Source organism: Pseudomonas sp. 1176_21 (genome assembly GCF_052850635.1).
The window spans coordinates 1-370 of the sequence record NZ_VXCV01000045.1 but is presented as its reverse complement, the minus strand read 5'-3'; the positions used below and the strand labels follow the sequence as shown (position 1 = coordinate 370).

The 370-nt window shown below is 68.6% G+C and carries 1 protein-coding gene; it reads right to left on the bottom strand.

Going from position 1 to position 370, the window contains the following annotated elements; all coding sequences use genetic code 11:
* A partial coding sequence (locus FW760_RS26040; RefSeq protein WP_446444122.1) for a type VI secretion system Vgr family protein occupies positions 1-370 on the bottom strand: 370 nt, incomplete at both ends.

The window sequence follows — 370 nt, the reverse complement described above, 5'->3', positions numbered from 1 at the left end:
CCGGGGCTCGGTGGTCAACAGCAGGCCCGCCGCCGCACGGATCGCCCCATGCCGGTCGGTGCGCAGTTCGAAACCCTCACCGCGCGGCTGGCCGCCCGAGGGGCGCGGGTGGGTCAGGTAGCCCAGATTGATCGCACTGGCGCCGTGGTCGCTGCGCAGGGCGATGCTGATCTCGCTGGTGGTGTCGTCGATGCGCAGCTCGTTGCTGCGGCTGCCCTTGTATTCCTTGCTCTTGACCGTGGCCAGGGTCTTGAAGTCGGGCAGCCGGTACGGCGGCAGGTTGGCGCCGTGGTACAGGCAACCGGTGATCAGCGGCTGGTCGGGGTCGCCTTCCAGAAAGGTGATCAGCACCTCCATGCCCACACGCGGT